This window comes from Haloferax sp. Atlit-6N, from assembly GCF_003383195.1.
In the GTDB taxonomy this organism is placed as follows: domain Archaea; phylum Halobacteriota; class Halobacteria; order Halobacteriales; family Haloferacaceae; genus Haloferax; species Haloferax gibbonsii.
Genome location: NZ_QEQJ01000005.1, coordinates 306,471 through 322,545, shown reverse-complemented (window position 1 = coordinate 322,545; position 16,075 = coordinate 306,471). Strand labels below are relative to the sequence as shown.

The window sequence follows — 16,075 nt, the reverse complement described above, 5'->3', positions numbered from 1 at the left end:
ATCGGACTGGCCCGCCGGTGTCTCACTCGGAGAGACGCCCACGGCGAGTTTTCGATGACTGGACACACGGCGACCTTTCCGAACCCGATGTTCTTCCACGGTCTCTCCGGCGTCGTCTACTCGCTATTACGATTAGAGAACCCCGAACAACTTCCTTCTGTTCTCCTCTTGGAGTGAGTGGGGGACCTCAACTCACCCGTCGTCGCCGACCCGAGCGTCGTCGAGTTCGGCCTGCACCGCGCCCCACGACACCGGCGGTTCGAACGCGGCCAGCGTCGCCTCGAACGACTCGATTCGCGCCCCGTACTCGTCGGTCCACGACGGCCGGGCGAGGTCGCCGAGTCGCCCGCGGAGCCGTTCCACGCGGGCGTCGAGTTCGTCGAGGTCGACGGCGGCGTCGCCGAGACCGTCGTCCTCCCCGGCCGACTCGGGAGCCAGTTCCCGCAGGTCGGCGAGTTCGGCTCGCACGTCCTCGACCAGCAGGTCCGAAACGCGGGCGCGGAGCGCGGCGTTGTACCATTCGGTCGCGCGGTCATCGCCTCCCGCTTCGGGCGTGTCGGCGTCCTTCCCGTCGGCGACGAACGCCACTCGGTCGGCGAGCCCGTCGAGCGACTGTTCGAGCGCCGCCACGTCGCCGTCGAGCCCGCGCACGCGAACGTCGTGGGTCGACAGCCACCGCTCGAACTCCTCGATGTCGAGTTGTACGTTGTCCGCGTGCGTGGTGAGCGCCTGCGCTTCTGACGCGACCTCCCGGAGCCCGAGCACGGTGTCGTAGACGGACCGGGGGTCGCCGCGCCACCCGGAGAGCCCCTGTACACTCTCGCCGAGCGATTCGACCCGCTCGGTCGCGTTCGAGACCTTCGCCTCGAACACGTCGAGACGGGAGCGAACGGCACCGACGGCCGCGTCGTCGCCGGCGGCCTCGCGGGCGTCGTCGAGGTCGATGGACGCGAGTTCGACGCGGGTCTCCGCGGTCGAGAGAATCATCGACGTGTCCGTGACCGCCGAGTCGACGCCGTCGGCCGTCACGATGCCGTCTTCGGTCACGTGGTCGAGCACCGCGCGAACGGTGTCGGGGTCTCGGGACTCGTCGGCGTCCACGACGCGCTCGACCGCCGCGGGTTTCGACAGACCGACGATACGTTCTGAGCCGGTGGTTCCGTCCTGCTGGGCCATCGTGCGTACGTATCTCGGGACCCGTTATATTTTCTGTCGTCTCGATTACGTTCGAGTATATAGGTCTCGGTACCGATGTGTGCGCTAATATCGGACTATTTCGACTCTTAGTGTTACGTTAAACTCTGATAGAACTAAAGTGGTATTATAAACGCATTTTATTTAAAACCGGGTCTGACCACGTGATGGCGCAAGATTCCAAGAAGTTGGCAGGCAGCGTATCACGTCGGCAGTTCCTCGTCGCATCGAGCGCGGCGGGCGTCGCGGGGCTCGCCGGTTGTTCGGGGCAGTCGAACCCCGAGACCGACGCGCCGGCGACCGAAGAAGAAGAGACGGACGCTCCGGAGACCACGACCTCGACCCCCGAGGAGACGACCGAATCGAGCGCGCCGCAGATGCTCACCGCCGAGGGCTCCTCGACGGTGTATCCCATCGCGAACAAGGGAAGCTCCTACTGGAACTCCAACGCGCCGCCGAGCGACGGCGAGTACTGGGGTTCGACCGACGAGGCGTCCGTCCCCGGGTGGGACGAGATTGAGACGGACCTCCGCCTCGCCGACTACTTCGCGAGCCTCTACGGCTTCGAGCCGACCGACACGCAGGCGAACCCGCCGTTCGCCACCAGCATCGGCCTGAGCCACTCCGGAACGGGCTGTAAGTCCGTCCGCGACGGCCTCGTCGACATCGGTAACTCGTCGGGTCCCATCACGGCGGAACTCGGCATCAGCGAAGAAGAGCGCGACGCGAACTACGTGGACCACGTCCTCGGCCGCGACGGCCAGCCCGTCGTCGTCTCGAAGGACGTCTCCGACGCAGGCGTGACGGAACTCACCGGCGAAGAAGTTCGCAAGATCTACCAGGACGAAATTACCAACTGGAGCGAAGTCGGCGGTCACGACCAGGAAATCTACGTGGTCGGCCGCGCGGAAGGCTCCGGGACGGACACCTCGTTCCGCCTCAACATGCTCGGCAGCGCCGACGCCTCGATGGAAGGCGTCGACACCCGGAAGGGCCAGAACCAGCAGGTCGCGACCGTCGTCCAGCAGAACGACGGTGCCATCGCGTACATGGCACTCGCGTTCACCGGCCCGCAGGTCCAGCCCATCGGCATCGAATTCGAGGGCACGCTCTACGCGCCGGACAAGAGCGCGGAGCACACCATCTTCGACAGCGACTACCCGCTCAACCGCGACCTCCACCAGTACACGACCATCACGGAGGACACCCCGAGCGGGACGGACATGCGCGAAGCCGCGTTCATGAACATGTTCCTGACCACGTTCGGTCAGAAGCTGTTCGTCGAGGACAACAACTACATCCCACTTCCCGACAAGGACCTTCAGTCCGAGAAGGACAAGCTTCCGAGCCAAGCGTAACGCGACTCGGACGCGGTAGCGGTTCCTGAACCTCGTTCTTTCCATTCATCGACGCTCCAATCATGAACGTACTTCCAGACTCCGACGGTGCCGGCCTCCGAGCGACGGCTCGGCGAGGGCTCCGGCGCGGTCGCGACTTCGTCGACGAGACGCCACCGGACGCGCTCGTCACGGTCACGGTCGCGGCGGTGTCGCTCCTCGCGGCGTTCGCGGGCTTTCTGGCCGTCTCCTCGCTGACAGCTATCCCGTTCGCGGTGTTCCTCGTCGCGACGGGCTACGGCTGGCTCAGACACCAAGAATTGACAGCGCGCGTGCTCACGCTGACGACGACGGTCTCGACCATCCTCGTCCTCGGGCTCATCCTCGTCTTCATCTTCGCGGAGGCGTGGCCGACCGTGCAGTACGCGACCGTGAACGTCTTCGGCGTGCCGATTCCGGGCCTGCGACTCTTCATCGAGACGCGCTGGAGTCCGGTGACGCCGCCGATTCAGTACTCGCTCGTCCCGATGATTCACGGGACGGTGCTCGTCACCATCATCGCGACGGCGGTCGCCGCCCCGCTGGGCGTGGCCGCGGCGCTCTTCCTCAGCGAAATCGCCCCGCGGACCGTCCGCGAACTCGTCAAACCGGGTGTCGAGATTCTGGCGGGCATCCCATCCATCGTCTACGGTTTCATCGGCTTTACCATCCTCAGCCCGTGGGCGGCCGACCAGTTCGACATCCTCGGGCAGGGAACGTACCTGTTCGTCGGCATCGTCGTCGGCCTGATGGCGCTCCCGACGGTCGTCTCGGTCGCCGAAGACGCGCTCAACAGCGTCCCCGAGTCGATGAAAAGCGGATCGCTCGCTCTCGGCACGACCGACTGGCAGACGATGACCTCCATCACGTTGCCGGCGGCGTTCTCGGGCGTCTCGGCCGCGGTCCTCCTCGGCGTGGGCCGCGCCATCGGCGAGACGATGGCGGCGACCGTGATGCTCCGCGGCAGTCCGGGGCTCACGAAGCCGCTGTACAACGTCTTCTACGGTAACGACACGCTCACGTCGCTCATCGCGGCGAACTACGGCGACGCCGACGGCCTCCAGCTCTCGGCGCTGTTCGTCGCGGGCGTCATCCTGTTCGTCACGGTGCTGTTCCTCAGCATCGGCTCGCAGTACATCGAGGCGCGCATGCGCCGGAAGCTCGGAGGTGCCGAATAATGGCGAGTGCGACCGACACCGCGCTCGTCAGCGAGGACACCTCCGAGACAGAAGCGGTCGCCGCCGGCGCGGTGGGACTGGCGGCGGTGCTGTTCGCCCTCTCGCTCGCGTCGGTGTTCGAACTCGTGACCATCACCGACCCCGTGGCGGGCGTGCCGATGGTCGCGCTCCTCGGCGGACTGTTGGTCGTTCTCGGCTTCGCCGTCGTCACCTTCGGCGTCGGCTCCCGCCTCGGCTACGTCGCCACCGACCCCAGACCGACCGCCGGGCTTCTCGCCTCCGGGACGTTCGGCCTCATCTGGTTCGTCGTCGGCGGGCTGGTCGCCTCGCAGACGCTCGGGCTCGGGACGGCCGGGTGGGTCGTCGCGTCGCTCGTCACCGGCGGGGCCGCGTTCGCGGTGAGCGCGGTCCCCCGCGAGGACATCGGCTCGACGCTCCCCGCCGGCGCGCTGGCCGTCTTCGCCGGCGTCGTCTTCCTCACCGGCGTCATCGGGCCGTCGTGGGTCTGGGACCTCGGGTGGGAACAGCAGGCGTCGTTCAACGCCGAGTTCACGATTCCGGTCCTGACGGCGTTCTGTTCCCTGCTCGTCGGCTGGGCCGCCGCGAAGGCCTACGGCGGGTTCGGCGCGCGCGGCCGCCACATCGGCGCGTACGTCCTCGTCTACCTGAACGCCATCTCCATCATCGCGCTGCTGTTCCTTCTCGTCGCGTTCACGGTCCTGAAGGGCCTGCCGGGGCTGTTCAAGGGCCTCGCGCTCGGCGCGGGTGCGGGCCCCGAAGTGACGCTGGTCGGCGTGACGTTCTCGCTTCCCGTCTCGTGGCCGTTCGTGATGAACGGCGTCGCGCTCCTCAACGACGTGAACGGCGTCCTCCCGGCCATCGTGGGCACGATTTGGCTCGTCGTCGGCGCGGTGCTGTTCGCCGTTCCGCTCGGTATCGGCGCGGCGGTCTTCATCACCGAGTACGCGGACCGCGGGCGCTTCACGCAGGTCGTCGAAATCGCAACCAACGGCCTGTGGAGCACGCCCAGCATCGTCTTCGGGCTGTTCGGACTGGCGTTCCTCGTCCCGCGGCTCGGCAACCGGAAGTCGCTGCTGGCGGGGATGCTCACGCTCGGCTTCATGCTCCTCCCGCTCGTCGTCATCACGAGTCGGGAGTCGATGCTGGCGGTCCCCGACGAGTACCGCGACGCGAGCGCGGCCCTCGGTGTCACGAAGTGGCAGACCGTTCGGAGCATCGTCCTCCCGGCGGCGCTTCCGGGCATCGTCACGGGTATCATCCTCGGGGTCGGCCGCATCGCCGGTGAGACCGCGCCGATTCTCCTGACCATGTCGGGGAGCGTCGCCCCGCCGGGCAGCCAGACGGTCGACGTGCTCGGCGGCTTCCAGCTCCAGTCTGCGCCGCCGTTCGTCACCAACCCCGAACTGATGCAGGCGACCTCGGCGCTCCCGTATCAGCTCTACTCGCTTATCACCGCGGGCGTCGGGGAGTCGTCGAACATCAGCGCCATCGACGAGTTCCGGTGGGCGACGGCGCTCATCCTGCTCGTGGTCGTCTTGGGCTTCTACGCGGTCGGCATCGCGACGCGGTACTACTTCCGGAGTAAACTTCAGCACGACTAACCATGAGTGAAACCAGACAGACGACGGACGACGCACAGGCGACGACGGACAGCGAACTCGCCGGCGGCGCGAGCCCCGGCACCGACCAGCCGCTCGAAGTCACGAGCGGCGAGACGCGCGAGCGGACCCGCGAGGAGTGGGTCGAACACGAGTTCGAGGGCGAGGCGAAGCTCTCGGTCTCCGACCTCGACGTGTACTACGGCGACGACCACGCGCTGAAGAGCGTCTCGATGGAGATTCCCGAAAACAGCGTCACGGCGCTCATCGGCCCCTCCGGCTGCGGGAAGTCGACGTTCCTCCGGTGTCTCAACCGGATGAACGACCGTATCAAGGCCGCGAGCATCGACGGCTCGGTCCGACTCGAAGGAGAGGAAATCTACCAGGACGGCGTCAACCTCGTCGAACTCCGCAAGCGCGTCGGGATGGTGTTCCAGTCGCCGAACCCGTTCCCGAAGAGCATCGCGGACAACATCTCCTACGGCCCGCGGAAGCACGGCGACCTCGACACCGGCCTGCTCGCCAACTTACTCGGCCGGAGCGACGACGACGCGGTCGACGAACTCGTCGAGCGCTCCCTCCGACAGGCGGCGCTGTGGGACGAGGTGAACGACCGCCTCGACGACAACGCGCTCGGCCTCTCCGGCGGCCAGCAACAGCGGCTCTGCATCGCCCGCGCGCTGGCGACCGACCCCGAAGTGCTGCTCATGGACGAGCCCGCCTCGGCGCTCGACCCCATCGCGACCTCGAAAATCGAGGACCTCGTCCACGACCTCGCCGAGGAGTACACGGTCGTCATCGTCACCCACAACATGCAGCAGGCGGCGCGCATCTCGGACCAGACGGCGGTGTTCCTCACCGGCGGCGAACTCGTCGAGTACGGCGACACCGACCAGGTGTTCGAAGACCCCCAGAGCCAGCGCGTCGAGGACTACATCAGCGGGAAGTTCGGGTAGTCGACGCCAGACTCACACCCGCCGTCTCGACCCGGACAGACCGCCGACCCGCCCGCCCGTCCCCGCGGCCGGCAACGCTCGCTTCTCGCCAGTCGAGCTACCCGTCGAGGCGGGGTCGGCGTCACCGCGGAACTGGCATTCAGACAACACGAACTCAGACAGCCAACACAATGGAGACACGCAAGATTCAGCAGGTCAGCAACGGGACGTTCACCGTCTCGCTCCCCCGAGAGTGGGCGGACGGTGAGGGCATCACCGCCGGAACCGTCGTCAACCTCCACACGCACCTCGACGGGATGTTAGTCGTGCAGGCTCCCGAGTGCGAGGACGATTCGTCGATGCAGTTCACGGTGACTGTCGGTGGGAGCGACGCGGACGGCGCGGACGGCGGAGTCGACCCCGCAGGCGGCGACTTCCTCGAACAGACGCTCCGGGCGGCCTACGCCGCCGGGTCGAAACAGGTCGTCATCGAGGCCGACGGGACGTTCGACGCCGAACAGCGACAGGCCGTCAGGCGGGTCGCACGGAACCTCGTCGGCGTGACCATCACGGAGGAGTCGGACACCGCCGTCACGGTGCGGAACGTCCTCGACGCGAACGAGGTCTCTATCCGCCAGTCGGTCCGACAGCTCCAGTTCGTCGCCGTTTCGATGCACCGCGACGCGACCGCCGCGCTCACCGGTGCCGCCCCCCTCGACGGCTTCGCGGAGCGCGACGACCGCGCCGACCGCCTGTTCGCCATGGTCGACCGGCACTTCACCCGCGGGCTCGACCGCCTCGACGAGGTGGACGCCCTCGGAGAGACGCGCCCGGAGCTGTTCCGACTCCACACCGCGGCCCGCGAGTTAGAGCGCGTCGCCGACCAGGCCGAGCGAATCGCCGCCGTCGCGTCGGCGGTTCCCGACCCGCTTCCTCCCGCAGTCGCCGACGAGGTGTCCGAACTCGCCGAGTTGGTCCCGGCGTCGCTCGAATCAGCGGTGCAGGTCGCCCTCGAAGGCGACGACCCCGACGCGGCGCGGGAGGCGCTGGCGGCGCGCGACCGGGTCTGCGAGGGCGTCGCCGACGCGGAGCGACGGCTGTTCGAGGAGGTCGACGCTGACGCGAACTACCGGTTCGCGCACGCGCTCCACGCGCTCGAACGAACTGCCGAACACGCCGGTAACGTCGCCGAGGTCGGGCTCAGGACGGCGGTCCGAACCCGAAACATGGACGAGCGCCCGACCCGCGAGGACGGGACCGAGTCCGCAGGACACTCCCAGAGCGCCTGACGCGGTCGGTGTCCCGCGTCTGTCGGAGCCCGCGGTTATCGCCGGGGTCGCCATCCGGGAAAGCTTATTAATTGACCGATTAATTAAACGAGACATCGACCATGAAGGGACTAACCGGAAAGACGGCAGTCGTAACGGGTGGCGGTTCGGGAATCGGGCGCGCGACGGCGGAGCGGTTCGCCGCGGAGGGCGTGAACGTCGTGGTCGCCGACGTCGTCGAGGAGACGGGCCGGGAGACGGTCGCCCGCATCGAGGCCGCCGGGAACGAAGCGACGTTCGTCGCCGTCGACGTCACCGACGCGGAGTCGGTCCGGCGAATGGTCAAAGTCGCGGTCGACAAGTACGGGAGCCTCGACATCGCGTTCAACAACGCCGGCATCCTCACCGGGTTCGCGGAGACGACGAGCATCAGCGACGAGCAGTGGCAGCGGCTCATCGACATCAACCTGAAGGGCGTCTGGACGTGCATGAAGGCCGAACTCCCCGTGCTGAAACGGCACGGCGGCGTCATCGTCAACACGGCGTCGGAGGCGGGTCTGGTCGGGATGGGCGGGCTGTCGAGCTACTCGGCGAGCAAACACGGCGTCGTCGGCCTGACGAAGTCGGTCGCGCTCGAGTACGCCGAACAGGGCGTCCGCGTCAACGCCATCGCGCCCGGCCCGACGAAGACGAACATCTCGTCCAGCATGTTCGACGACGGATTCCTGTCCTCGATACCGTTCCTGAGTAAGGTCGACAGGGTGGTTCAGATGCTCAAGATGGCGATTTCGACGATGCGGGCCGAATTCGACACGTCCGCCATGCGGGACGTTCCGATGGGTCGCGTCGCCGAACCCGAGGAGATGGCCGGGGCAGTTGCGTTCCTCTGTTCGTCCGACGCCTCGTTCATCACCGGACACACGTTGCCCGTCGATGGCGGGCAGGCGGCCGACTGAGCCGATGGCGACGAGCCGAGAGTACGTCGCGTTCGCCCTCCTCGGGCTGTTCGGGACGAACGCGGTCCCGCACCTGGTCAAAGGCATCACCGGGCAACGACACCAGACCCCGGCCGGAGAGGATTCGAGCGCCGTCGCGAACGTCGTTTGGGGGAGTGCGAACGCCGCGATTGCCGTCGGACTCGGGTGGCGAAACCGAGACGCGGTCACCCGAGGGACGCTCGCCACCGCGTTCGGGACGGGTGTCCTGTTCGCCGTCTCGCTTGCCTCGTACTGGAGCGAGGACGAATGAGACCCAAACGGCGGGACGCCGGTTGCGACTGCGTCGATGAGAATACTGAATACGGGCCGTGGACGAACTCGAACCACAGACGCGATGAGTGACAATCCCGGGACGAAACAGCGAATCAGGGAAGCCGCGTTCCGCGCGCTCTCCGAGCACGGATACGCGGACCTCACGATCAAGGACATCGGTGAGGAACTCGGACAGAACCCGTCGATTATCTACCACTACTTCGACAGCAAAGACGAACTGTTGCTCTCGATGCTCGACGACTTCGTCGGGATATTCGTCGGACAACGGTTGGAGCGACCGGTGACCGACGCGGGGGCAGAGCTTCGGACGTTCGTCGAACAGGTCCTCCACCCGTCTACCGCGCAGCTCGAAGCGGCCATGCACTCCCCGCCGGCCGATATCGAGACGGCCACCGCGCGAGTGTTCGTCGAGTTGTGGGCACACGCGACGTGGGACGACGCGTTCCGCGAAGAGACGACGCGAGTCGACGGGCGGATGCGGGACGCGCTCACGCACGTTATCGAAGCCGGCATCGAGAACGGGCAGTTCCGCCCCGTCGACCCGGAACTGACCGCCACCCACGTCCTCTTTCTGCTCAAGCAGGGACTGCACACCCGGTCGACGACGAACTGGGCCGACGCCGACGAACAGGCACGGGCCCTCATCGACGGAATTATCGCCGACATCTCCGCCGACAGCTGACACCGGTTCGGTGCCGCCGGTACCCCGCCGGTAACCGGCCTTTCCGCCTCTCCCACCCCGTAGCGCCGCCTCCAAACGCTGTGTGCCGTCACTCTCTCTCTCGAGAGCAGAAGCCAACAAGCCTATAACTGATTAATTGGTCAATTAACGCGTGCAGTCAACTGATTCAGTCGACAGTGCTCGCCAGTTACCGGCCGCGCTCCGAAGTCGCGACGCCCACCTCGCACCGTTCGAGTGGTACGCCGAGATGCGGCGTGATGCCCCAGTCCAGTACGACGAACAGCGCGAAACGTGGGACGTCTTCCGCTACGAGGACGTCGACCGCGTCCTCCGCGACCACGAGACGTTCTCGGCGGACCGCTCCGGCAGTAGCGCCAGCCTAGGGGACGACGCTGGGGGCGAGATGTCCGTTCTCAAAACGATGATTAGCACGGACCCGCCGGAGCACGAGCGCCTGCGGGGATTCGTCAACGAGCGCTTCCAACCCGGCGCGCTGCGCGAGTATCGGCCTCGACTCGAAGAACTCACCGACGAGTTAGTGGACGGACTCGAAACTCGGGACCAATTCGACTTTGTCGAATCGTTCGCCGTCCCGCTCCCGGTGATGGTCATCGCGGAGCTACTGGGCATCCCCGCCGAACGTCGCGACCAGTTCAAGGAGTGGTCCGAGGCGCTCATCGCTCGCCCCGAGGACCCCAGTGACGAAGCGGTTCAGCGGATGAAGCGAAAGCGGGGGGCGGCGCAAAAGGAGATGGGCCAGTACTTCGCCAGACTCCTCACGGAACGACAGGGAGGCGACGGAGACGACCTCATCACGCTGGCGGCGACGACGGACGAACTGAGCCAGCAGGAGAAAATCGGGTTCTGTATGATTCTCCTCCTCGCGGGGAACATCACGACGACGAACCTCCTCACGAACGCCATCTGGTGTTTCGAGGAACAGGGCCTCACGGAGGCCGTCCGCTCCGGCGAGGTCAGCCGCAAGAAAGCCATCGAAGAGGTCCTCCGCTATCGCTCCCCGATACAGGAGATTCAGCGCATCGCAAGCGAAGACGTCGAAGTGGGCGGAAAGCACATCTCGGCGGGCGAAGTCGTGAACGTCTGGGTGGGTGCCGCGAATCGCGACCCGGCGGTCTTCGACGACCCCGAGACGTTCCGCCCGGAGCGCAGACCGAACCAACACCTCGCGTTCGGGAAAGGCGTCCACTACTGTCTGGGCGCACCGCTCGCGCGCCTCGAAGCGGACATCGCACTCGACCGACTCCTCGCGCGTTTCGACAGTCTGGAAGCCGACCTGTCGGACCTCCACCCGCTCAACGGACACTACGGGCTTCAGTCGCTCCCATGTCGCGTGAACTAACGCGCGGGCGTCGAGACGCGCGTTCGCGCAGGGGAATCGCTCGCTCTCGTCGAGGATACAAACGACGCGCACCTCACCATTCGAGGAGCGTCCGAAGGCGAGGAACCGGTCTGTACGTCCGTCCGCGGTCGTCGAAGTAGGCCCGCGTCCGACGCTTACCGTCGACGATGAACCGAAGCCGGTCCCGCGGCGTTCGGTTCCGCAGGTGGAACGAACTCGCGGGGTCGAACACGAGTCCGCGCGCGTCCTTCCGACACCGACCGCGGATGAGTCGCTGTTCGAGCTTCGCGAGGTCCGCGTCGTGCCAGTGGACGAGGACGCACGCGGGCTGGCCGTCGACCGGCGTCACGTCGTCCGGCGGCGTCAGCCGGAGCCGACCGTCGCGGACGGTCGCGGGCGAAACCGGCCAACTTCGGGGATACCCCGCGTCGTCGGTGACGGTCGCGACCACCCGGTCGTAGGTCTCCGCCTCTCCGCCGTCGACGCCGGCCGCGCTCCACGTCGGGACCGTCGTCGTGCCGTCGGACGGGCGGGAATCGACCGCAGTCGGCCGAATCTCGATGAGAATCCGAAGCCCGTACCAGTCCAGAAGGAGCAGCCCGAGCCGCGTTCCGAGGAAGTCTGCCGCCTCGACCATCGCCTTCCGTTTCGGCGACGGCGGCTCGTCGCGGATGAGCCGCTCGACGACGGCGGTGTTCGCTTCCAGGTCGTCGTCTCGAACCGTCGCGCGTCCAGTGAGGTGCAATCGACCCTCGCCTTCGTGGAGCAGGAGCGACACCCGCGGGTTGGCCGCCGCTCGCTCGGCCTTCCCCGCGAACGCCGGCGCGGCCGTTACCACGACGACCTCCCGTTCGCGGTCGAAAAAGGGCGTGACCGGCACCACCGCCGGGCGGTCGTCGCGGGCCGTCGCGAACTCGGCCGTCAGCGAGTCGTACACGGCGTCTCGAATCCGGTCGGTCCCGGTGGACGCCGTCACGGACGACTCCGGGGGCGCGGCAATCGACCGGCCGCTTCCGGAGTAGCGGCAGGTGCCCAGCGTCGTCGCCAACGGTCAGTCATCTAATCCCCAGCCGCTCGTGCGCAGTCCCCGGAACGTCGACCGCAGTCCGCGCTCGGCCTCGCCGGGGTGTGGGAGTCCCAGCCGAAACGCGACCTCGTCCTGCCGCTTCGGCGGGTCGAACAGTTGCGGCTCAGACAGCCCCCAGACAGTCGGGGGCGGCGCTCCGGCCCCCGTGCGCTCGACGATGCCACCGACGGCTCGGCGGGCCGCCTCGTTCGCGCTCTCCATCGTCGCCAAGTCAGTGTCCGTGCGGACGTAGTCGGCCGCCAACACGAGGTTCGGTGCGTCGGTCACCGCGGGGGGTCGGTCTCGGAGCGAGCCGACCGTGTTGATCAACAGCGGTTCGTGGTTCTCCATGCCGTCACCGGTCTCGACGATTGCGGGGTCGAGCACCCAGTCGTACAGGTACTCGGTCGAGAGCCGCTCCGCATCCCGGTTGAGGTGAGCCGTCAGTTGGTGCCAGACCTCGGTTTTGATCTCCTCGCGGCTACACTCGCGGGCCGGCTTGTCGTACACCGGCCCGGGGGTCTCCCAGTCCGAGATAATCGCGGAGAGGACCCCTCGAATCGAGCCGTCGGCACACGTCTCGATGTCGAACGGGCCGTCGTCCCAGAACTGGCGCTGCGAAATCGCGGTCAGCGCCCACGGGGAGTCTGTGTACGCCTGATGGCCGCGCGCGAGCGGCAGGTCCTCGGTGAGGTAGAACTGAATCCCGTTCATCCAAGCGGTGTCGAGTCGCCCGATGGCTCCGAGCGACGGGGCCGCCAGCCGGAGTTCCGGCGTCACCAACGACGCCATTACCTCGACCGGAAGCGCCGCCACGTAGTAGTCCGCGGTCACTCGCTCCCCGCCGGCGAGTTCGACGCCGGTGACGCGACGGCCGTCGGAGTCGATTTTCGCGACCGGCGACTCCGTTCGGACGGACACGCCCAGCGATTCCAGATAGGACTCCCACGGCGTAATCCAGACCTCGCTCGTCGGGCCGTTGAGCACCGCCTCGGTCGGTCGGTTGGGGTCAATCTGGTCGAGCATCAACTGCGCGTAGATCTGTCCGATGGTACGGGCGCTCCCCCGCTGGGGCTTCAGCGCGACGAGCGCCTGCGTGCTCTCGGCGAGGTGCTTGCGGTAGGCCGGTGACTGCGCCTCCGCGTCGACGAACTCCCACCACGACACGCGGTCGAGTTCCTGCTCGCGGCGCGCTCGACAGCTCGTCAGCAGCACCAGCAGGCGTCGTAAGAAGTAGTTCGTCTCGGCGGGGGTGATTTCGCCGCCCCCGATCGTCGGTTTGAGCGCGGCGACCCACTCCGCAATCGTGTTCGGCGTCCGCGTCTCGGACCGCATCTCTTCGCCCGTCGTCGTCGCGATGAGCGTTTCGTCCGTCTCGACGAGGTTGTCCGCGACCGTGCCCCCGGACGGCCGCGGGATTCGGCCGAGCGTGTCTCGGAGATTCCGATAAAACCCCGGGAAGAACCGAAATCCGTGTTCTGCCGGCAGCGAGTGACCGTCGTCACCGGAGGGGACCGAGAAGCTCCGAGCTTTCCCGCCCAGTCGCGATTTGGCCTCGTACACGGTCACGTCGAAGCCGCGTTCTCCGAGTTCGTGCGCCGCGCTCAGCCCGCCGACCCCTCCCCCGAGAACGGCGACTCGAAAACTGCCTGCTGACATACGCTACTCGTGGCGCGAGACGGAATAATTATTTGCAATATCGAAGCATCTGCCGTCTCAGCCGGCGAGAACCGAGCGACCCCGTCCCGTAGCAGAGAACGAGTGGACGGAGGCGACGAGAGCGTCGCTACAACGTGGTGGTGTCCTCGGGAACCGACGTCCAACACCGATTCCGAGCGTTGTCAGCGGAGACGAGCGGAGTATCAGAACAGAGGGGTATGTTCGCAAGTCGATAGACGAGCTCGCCGTGGCTCACGTAGTACCCCGACGGAATCGACGCATCGTGCTCCGAACGGTCGTAGTACGGGAGGTCCTCCAGTGCGGTCGTGACAGTCGCGTACTCGTCTCTGGCCAGTCTGAAATCCATCACGCTGTAGGGGTCTCGTCGGGTCACTCGGTCGAGCGCCCGCTGTATCAACTCCGCTCCGTCGAGTCGGTCGTCCGAGGCGGGAACGACCGCCGCGGCCTCCGGTGACGAGATGTGCATCACCGTGAGCACGCCCCCGTTGACTCCTTCGACGTTGAGACAGCCGCTCAGCGCGGCGACCGAACCGAGCCCGAGCGCTGCGAGTAGCGACCGCCGGTTCACGACGCTGTAACTCCGACGGAGTCACATCACCGTTCCGGTGCCCGGCGCGTTCCGACCGGGCCTCACGCGTCTTCGGGAACGAGGTTCGTCAGGACGCGGTCGCCGAGCAGGACGACGAGCGCCGCGCCGACGAGGTTAAAGACGAGGTCGAGCGCGGTGTCGACCCGGCCGTAGGAGACGAGCACGGGGTCGATACCGAGCGCGTCGGCCCCGCGGTGGATGGCGTACTCGGCGAGTTCCCAGAGCACGCCGGCGCAGACCACGACCGCGAGGACGCGAGTGGACGGGTCGCGGCCGCGGCGGCGCGAGAGGACGTGGACGACCCCGCCGAGAATCGTCGCCGAGTGGGCGTGGGTGAGGTGGTCCCACCACCACACGTCGTCGTAGGGGCCGAGCATCCCGACCGAGTGGGTCAGCATCGCCGACTCGACGTAGAGGCGCTGCCACGGACGGAACTCGACGCCGGCCAGTCGCTCGACGGCGACGGGGAGGAACGTGCCCGCGAGGGCGAACACGGCGTTCACCATCGCGGCCGGGTTGCGGCGGCGGAGCCCCGTCAGGAACACGGCGACGATGGCGGCCCTGATTCCGTCGTCTGGTCGCCGCCGTCCCGCTGAATCACTCGTCTCGGTCACGGTTGTTCTCACCGAGACTGTCGTCGGCTTCGGGTAAAAGCGTTGACAGCCGGCCGACGGCCGACCCGCGTCCTCAGACGACGGTCGCGAGCGCGTCCATCACGCGGTCGACCTTCTCCGCGTCGGCGTTGTAACCCATGTGGCCGACGCGGAGGATGTCGTCGGCGAGGTCGGCGAGGCCGGTCGCGAGGACGATGTCGTGTTCGGCCTCGAGTTCGTTCCGGACGCGCTTCGCCTCGCCGGGGAGGTGGAACGCCGTCACCGTCGGAGCGCTCCGCTCGGCGTCGGTGTAGAGGTCGAGTCCGAGGTCGGCCCCGCGCTCGCGGCAGTGCGCGGCGGCCTCCTCGTGGCGCTCGTAGACGGCGTCGAGCCCTTCTTCGAGAAGCATCGACAGCGACTCGTCGAGGGCGGCGACGTTCGCGCCGAGGTGGGTGTACGGGAAGCCCTCGCTCGTGTCGCGCCACGGGAGGAGGTTCGTGTAGAGGGAGTCGGGGTCGCGCTCCTCGATGACCTCCCACGCGCGGTCGCTGACGGCGGCCGTGGTGAGACCCGGCGGCGAGCTGAACGCCTTCTGCGACGCGCCGAGGTTGATGTCGATGTGCTCGCTCGGGACGGGCGTCCCGCCGAGCGAGGAGACGGCGTCGACGACGGTCAACACGCCGTGGTCGTGGAGGCGTTCGAGGACCGGCGCGATGTCGTTGAGCGTCCCCGTCGGCGTCTCGCAGTGGACCATGGTGGCGACCTCGAACTCGCCCTCGTCGAGCGCGGCTTCGACGCCCGCCACGTCGAGCGGGTCGGTGTAGTCGGCACCGACGACGGTCGGCTCGCCGCCGTAGCTCTCGACGAAGTCGGCGAAGCCGTCGCCGTAGAGGCCGTTCGAGACGCAGAGCACGTCGTCGCCGGGGGCGACCGTGGAGGCGATGGCGGCTTCGAGACCGAGGATACCCTCGCCGCCCATGACGACCACGTCGTCGTCGGTGTCGTAGACGCGCCGGAGTTTCTCGCAGACGCCGTCGTAGGTGTCGAAGAAGGACTGCTCGATATCGGGGTTCGGCATCGGCTCGCTCAGTCGGTCGCGGACCCGCGGCGGGACGGCCGTGGGACCGGGTGTCATCAGCATGGATTCCCGTTACGAACAGAGCGTCTTAGCAGTACGGCATCCGCGGCGGGTGCCCGACCACGGCCTGCTCGGCGGGGGTGGCGGGCGGCGGACGCGGCCGGCGAGCGCGACCGTCAGCGTCGG

The 16,075-nt window shown here is 67.3% G+C and carries 15 protein-coding genes; 9 read left to right on the top strand and 6 right to left on the bottom strand.

From position 1 onward, the window contains the following. Positions 1 to 192: 192 nt before the first annotated feature. Positions 193 to 1,176, bottom strand: coding sequence for a halo transducer protein (locus tag DEQ92_RS17545; RefSeq protein ID WP_115805717.1), 984 nt, complete (start codon positions 1,174 to 1,176; stop codon positions 193 to 195). A 185-nt stretch (positions 1,177 to 1,361) separates the two neighbouring features. Here DEQ92_RS17545 and DEQ92_RS17540 point away from each other — a divergent pair, with 185 nt between their 5' ends. From DEQ92_RS17540 to DEQ92_RS17500, 9 genes are all read left to right on the top strand, one after another. Next, positions 1,362 to 2,552, top strand: coding sequence for a substrate-binding domain-containing protein (locus DEQ92_RS17540; RefSeq protein ID WP_004978400.1), 1,191 nt, complete (start codon positions 1,362 to 1,364; stop codon positions 2,550 to 2,552). 62 nt (positions 2,553 to 2,614) lie between these two features. After that, positions 2,615 to 3,748 carry a phosphate ABC transporter permease subunit PstC gene (gene pstC / locus DEQ92_RS17535; protein ID WP_004978398.1) on the top strand — a complete coding sequence of 378 codons (1,134 nt, stop codon included), beginning with the start codon at positions 2,615 to 2,617 and terminating at the stop codon, positions 3,746 to 3,748. Next, positions 3,748 to 5,370: a phosphate ABC transporter permease PstA gene (gene pstA, locus DEQ92_RS17530; RefSeq protein WP_115805718.1), complete on the top strand. Its 1,623-nt coding sequence runs from the start codon at positions 3,748 to 3,750 to the stop codon at positions 5,368 to 5,370. The genes pstC and pstA overlap by 1 nt, the downstream gene beginning before the upstream one ends. A gap of 2 nt (positions 5,371 to 5,372) precedes the next feature. Further along, a complete protein-coding gene (pstB, locus tag DEQ92_RS17525) occupies positions 5,373 to 6,323 on the top strand; it encodes a phosphate ABC transporter ATP-binding protein PstB (RefSeq protein ID WP_004978394.1) in 951 nt (316 codons plus the stop codon). A gap of 170 nt (positions 6,324 to 6,493) precedes the next feature. Further along, positions 6,494 to 7,591: a phosphate uptake regulator PhoU gene (locus DEQ92_RS17520; RefSeq protein ID WP_115805719.1), complete on the top strand. Its 1,098-nt coding sequence runs from the start codon at positions 6,494 to 6,496 to the stop codon at positions 7,589 to 7,591. 101 nt (positions 7,592 to 7,692) lie between these two features. Beyond that, positions 7,693 to 8,526, top strand: a complete 834-nt coding sequence (locus DEQ92_RS17515) for an SDR family NAD(P)-dependent oxidoreductase (protein WP_115805720.1) — start codon at positions 7,693 to 7,695, stop codon at positions 8,524 to 8,526. Between the two features lie 4 nt (positions 8,527 to 8,530). Continuing rightward, a complete protein-coding gene (locus DEQ92_RS17510; protein ID WP_004978387.1) occupies positions 8,531 to 8,818 on the top strand; it encodes a hypothetical protein in 288 nt (95 codons plus the stop codon). Positions 8,819 to 8,902: 84 nt separating this feature from the next. Continuing rightward, positions 8,903 to 9,523: a TetR/AcrR family transcriptional regulator gene (locus DEQ92_RS17505; RefSeq protein WP_004978385.1), complete on the top strand. Its 621-nt coding sequence runs from the start codon at positions 8,903 to 8,905 to the stop codon at positions 9,521 to 9,523. Between the two features lie 151 nt (positions 9,524 to 9,674). Continuing rightward, positions 9,675 to 10,883, top strand: coding sequence for a cytochrome P450 (locus DEQ92_RS17500; RefSeq protein WP_115821176.1), 1,209 nt, complete (start codon positions 9,675 to 9,677; stop codon positions 10,881 to 10,883). 73 nt (positions 10,884 to 10,956) lie between these two features. Here the strand turns inward: DEQ92_RS17500 and DEQ92_RS17495 are convergent, their stop codons facing one another. The 5 genes from DEQ92_RS17495 to DEQ92_RS17475 all read right to left on the bottom strand — a co-directional run bounded on the left by DEQ92_RS17495 (position 10,957) and on the right by DEQ92_RS17475 (position 15,952). Continuing rightward, complete coding sequence (locus DEQ92_RS17495) at positions 10,957 to 11,931, bottom strand: pyridoxamine 5'-phosphate oxidase family protein (protein WP_233516888.1); 975 nt, start codon at positions 11,929 to 11,931, stop codon at positions 10,957 to 10,959. Between the two features lie 3 nt (positions 11,932 to 11,934). Beyond that, complete coding sequence (locus tag DEQ92_RS17490) at positions 11,935 to 13,608, bottom strand: FAD-dependent oxidoreductase (RefSeq protein WP_115805722.1); 1,674 nt, start codon at positions 13,606 to 13,608, stop codon at positions 11,935 to 11,937. Positions 13,609 to 13,735: 127 nt separating this feature from the next. Then, positions 13,736 to 14,197 carry a hypothetical protein gene (locus DEQ92_RS17485; RefSeq protein WP_233510449.1) on the bottom strand — a complete coding sequence of 154 codons (462 nt, stop codon included), beginning with the start codon at positions 14,195 to 14,197 and terminating at the stop codon, positions 13,736 to 13,738. 62 nt (positions 14,198 to 14,259) lie between these two features. Continuing rightward, positions 14,260 to 14,844 (bottom strand): hypothetical protein, encoded by a 585-nt coding sequence (locus DEQ92_RS17480; protein ID WP_115805723.1) that lies wholly within the window; start codon positions 14,842 to 14,844, stop codon positions 14,260 to 14,262. 61 nt (positions 14,845 to 14,905) lie between these two features. Continuing rightward, on the bottom strand, positions 14,906 to 15,952 hold the full coding sequence (locus tag DEQ92_RS17475; protein WP_115821175.1) for an alanine--glyoxylate aminotransferase family protein: 1,047 nt from the start codon (positions 15,950 to 15,952) through the stop codon (positions 14,906 to 14,908). Positions 15,953 to 16,075: the final 123 nt, after the last annotated feature.

Coding starts and splice junctions, on each gene's coding strand:
- DEQ92_RS17545 (WP_115805717.1), bottom strand. CDS start 1,176: ATGGCCCAGCAGGACGGAACCACCGGCTCAGAACGTATCGTCGGTCTG.
- DEQ92_RS17540 (WP_004978400.1), top strand. CDS start 1,362: ATGGCGCAAGATTCCAAGAAGTTGGCAGGCAGCGTATCACGTCGGCAG.
- pstC (WP_004978398.1), top strand. CDS start 2,615: ATGAACGTACTTCCAGACTCCGACGGTGCCGGCCTCCGAGCGACGGCT.
- pstA (WP_115805718.1), top strand. CDS start 3,748: ATGGCGAGTGCGACCGACACCGCGCTCGTCAGCGAGGACACCTCCGAG.
- pstB (WP_004978394.1), top strand. CDS start 5,373: ATGAGTGAAACCAGACAGACGACGGACGACGCACAGGCGACGACGGAC.
- DEQ92_RS17520 (WP_115805719.1), top strand. CDS start 6,494: ATGGAGACACGCAAGATTCAGCAGGTCAGCAACGGGACGTTCACCGTC.
- DEQ92_RS17515 (WP_115805720.1), top strand. CDS start 7,693: ATGAAGGGACTAACCGGAAAGACGGCAGTCGTAACGGGTGGCGGTTCG.
- DEQ92_RS17510 (WP_004978387.1), top strand. CDS start 8,531: ATGGCGACGAGCCGAGAGTACGTCGCGTTCGCCCTCCTCGGGCTGTTC.
- DEQ92_RS17505 (WP_004978385.1), top strand. CDS start 8,903: ATGAGTGACAATCCCGGGACGAAACAGCGAATCAGGGAAGCCGCGTTC.
- DEQ92_RS17490 (WP_115805722.1), bottom strand. CDS start 13,608: ATGTCAGCAGGCAGTTTTCGAGTCGCCGTTCTCGGGGGAGGGGTCGGC.
- DEQ92_RS17475 (WP_115821175.1), bottom strand. CDS start 15,952: ATGCTGATGACACCCGGTCCCACGGCCGTCCCGCCGCGGGTCCGCGAC.